Genomic DNA, 2,494 nt, shown 5'->3' on the forward strand with positions numbered 1-2,494 from the left:
TTCAGCATTGGGCAATCTGTCGCCCACCGTCTACGAACGGAAAATGGCAGCACGCCAACCTATCGTCGTGTCCGAAATTACTTGACCACAGCAACCCGCCTGCGGAGCGGCGCCGGTGCCCGCCGGTGTCGGCGTGCCGTGGGATTTATCGGCCAGTGAAATTTGAAAATCGGCATAGTTCTTTTCGAATGATGCCTCGGCGAAGCCGTAGATGGCCTTCGCTCCGAAAATTATGAGGGGAACTCCCCCGTTGCCTCCCAAGCTTGTGTACTCTGCCTTGTAACCGGCGTTGGCGTCGATATTCCGTTCGGCGAAAGGGATACTTTTCTGACGCATATAGGCTGCGGCGCGTTTGCAATATTCACACCGTGCCGTGCGATACAGGACCACTTTGCCCTCGGCATTCTGCGCGCTTGCACCTGGCGGCAATTGACTTTGGATGACGTCGGCGACCGACTTGAAGGCATCCACGGTGTTCGATGATGTCGCCTGCTGAAGTGTCTTTAACAAGCCTTCCAGTGACTGCGGATAGACTGCTGCGGGTACCATCGCCGCCAGTGTCAAGGTGCATTGCAGGATCTTCTTGATGGGTAGTGAGTACATGATTCCTCCTGAAAGATTGAAACCACTATCATTTTGATGAACCGCCTTCAATTCCCCTGCCACTTGCCGAAGCGTTTGTGATTCTCATGCGCATGGGTCGACGACCATGCATCCAGTGCCATGTAGAGGCTGCTTGCGCCCGTGGTCGTATCGATGTCATAGCCGTTCGTATTCAAGCTTTGAAGGTATGGCCATTTCAGCGCTCCCATGCAGTGGTGTACCAAGGAGCTTCTTTGAGCGGACCGTTGGTGCAGTCGGGATGAGACTGATATGGACTCGTCTCGCAGGGGAAGTCGCCGCCGTGCATGGAATATACGAAACCCCTTGCGCCAGTTGGATGATGCACAACTGTCTCTTGCACATCCCAAGCCAGCAAGACCCCGTCGTCCTTGATGCGGAAACTCAGTCGGATGCCGCGACCCGGCGCCGAATTGGCATAGCGGAATACTTCATCGGGAATGCGGCTCAGTACCTCCACTTTGTAGTCGCCGACGACGGTGCCTCCGACAAATCGGCCATCTTCATACTGAATATTCGAACCCTCTCGCCATGTCACGCGCACCCAGCGGGGAAAGGACATGTTTGTACCGCCACCAATGGATGAAATACTGTTCCCCGAAGACGCTAGAAGGCGCCCGTGTGCAAAAACGCGGTTGCCAGCATCAGTACGTGCCAAGACAGCGTCTTTAGGTCGAGCACCGGGAGCCAATTGGCTTTCCAGCACCATCCCCATCCCGCGCAGTTCGCTATCGGTCTGCGGCTTGCCGGTGTGTGCGCATGCCGCCAAGGATGATATGGCTGTCATGATCGCCAAAAACGTACGGTCGTATCGATGCCGTAGTCGTTCGCATTCAACCGTTGAAGGTAGGGCCATTTCAGCGCTCCCATGTAGTGGAGTACCAAGGCGCTTCTTTGAGCGGACCGTTGGTGCAGTTAGGATGAGATTGATAAGGACTCGTCTCGCAAGGGAAGTCGCCGCCATGCATGGCATATAGGAAGCCACTTGCTCCAGGGAGATTTTCTTGTACATCCCAAGCCAGCAAGACCCCGTCGTCCTTGATGCGGAAACTCAGTCGGATGCCGCGACCCGGCGCCGAATTGGCATAGCGGAATACTTCATCTGGAATTCGGCTCAGCACCTCCACTTTGTAGTCGCCGACAACAGTGCCACCAATAGCTTCGCCATGACTAAATTCCAAGGTGATGTCATCCCCCTCGCGCCATCTCACTCTCACCCAACGGGGAAACGACATATTTGTGCCCCCGCCGATTGAGCTTATCCCTCCTCCAGTTGGACCCAGCATTTGGAATCCGAAGGCATAATTTCCCGCATCGGTCATGCCGTACAAGCCTTTCTTTGGGTGCGCGCCGGCTGCCAATTTTGAGTCCACCACCATTCCCATGCCCCTTAGTTCTCTATCGGTATGTGGCTTGCCGGTTTGCGCGCATGCCGTCAAGGATGATATGGCTATCATGAGCGCCAAAAACGTACGGTCGTCTCGATGCCGTAGTTGTTCGCATTCAACCGTTGAAAGTATCGCCATTTCAACGTTCCCATGTAGTGGAGTACCAAGGCGCTTCTTTGAGCGGACCGTTGGTGCAGTTGGGATGAGATTGATAAGGACTCGTCTCGCAAGGAAAGTCACCGCCATGCATGGCATACAGGAAGCCGCTTGCTCCGGGGAGATTTTCCTGTACATCCCAAGCCAGCAAAACCCCGTCGTCCTTGATGCGGAAACTAAGTCGGATGCCGCGACCCGGCGCCGAATTGGCATATCGGAACACTTCGTCTGGAATTCGGCTCAGCACCTCCACTTTGTAGTCGCCTACAATGGTGCCACCGCTAAATACGCCATGTTCATACCGGATATTCGAACCCTCTCGCCACGTC

The 2,494-nt window shown here is 55.0% G+C and carries 4 protein-coding genes; all 4 read right to left on the reverse strand.

Annotated features, from left to right (window positions below; genetic code table 11):
- Positions 1 to 30: 30 nt before the first annotated feature.
- The gene (locus tag H7U20_RS17725) at positions 31 to 603 is read right to left on the reverse strand and encodes a glutaredoxin family protein (RefSeq protein WP_199760477.1); all 573 of its coding nucleotides are present in this window, start codon (positions 601 to 603) and stop codon (positions 31 to 33) included.
- Positions 604 to 799: 196 nt separating this feature from the next.
- Positions 800 to 1,408 carry a hypothetical protein gene (locus H7U20_RS17730; RefSeq protein ID WP_199760478.1) on the reverse strand — a complete coding sequence of 203 codons (609 nt, stop codon included), beginning with the start codon at positions 1,406 to 1,408 and terminating at the stop codon, positions 800 to 802.
- A 70-nt stretch (positions 1,409 to 1,478) separates the two neighbouring features.
- Positions 1,479 to 2,147, reverse strand: a complete 669-nt coding sequence (locus H7U20_RS17735) for a hypothetical protein (protein WP_199760479.1) — start codon at positions 2,145 to 2,147, stop codon at positions 1,479 to 1,481.
- 1 nt (position 2,148) lies between these two features.
- On the reverse strand, positions 2,149 to 2,494 hold a 346-nt coding region (locus H7U20_RS17740; RefSeq protein WP_199760480.1), incomplete at its 5' end, for a hypothetical protein.

Source organism: Rugamonas violacea (assembly GCF_016461825.1).
GTDB lineage: Bacteria > Pseudomonadota > Gammaproteobacteria > Burkholderiales > Burkholderiaceae_D > Rugamonas.

Excerpts from the sequence above, each read along its gene's own strand:
- H7U20_RS17725 (WP_199760477.1), bottom strand. The coding sequence starts at position 603 with ATGTACTCACTACCCATCAAGAAGATCCTGCAATGCACCTTGACACTG.
- H7U20_RS17730 (WP_199760478.1), bottom strand. The coding sequence starts at position 1,408 with ATGACAGCCATATCATCCTTGGCGGCATGCGCACACACCGGCAAGCCG.
- H7U20_RS17735 (WP_199760479.1), bottom strand. The coding sequence starts at position 2,147 with ATGGCGATACTTTCAACGGTTGAATGCGAACAACTACGGCATCGAGAC.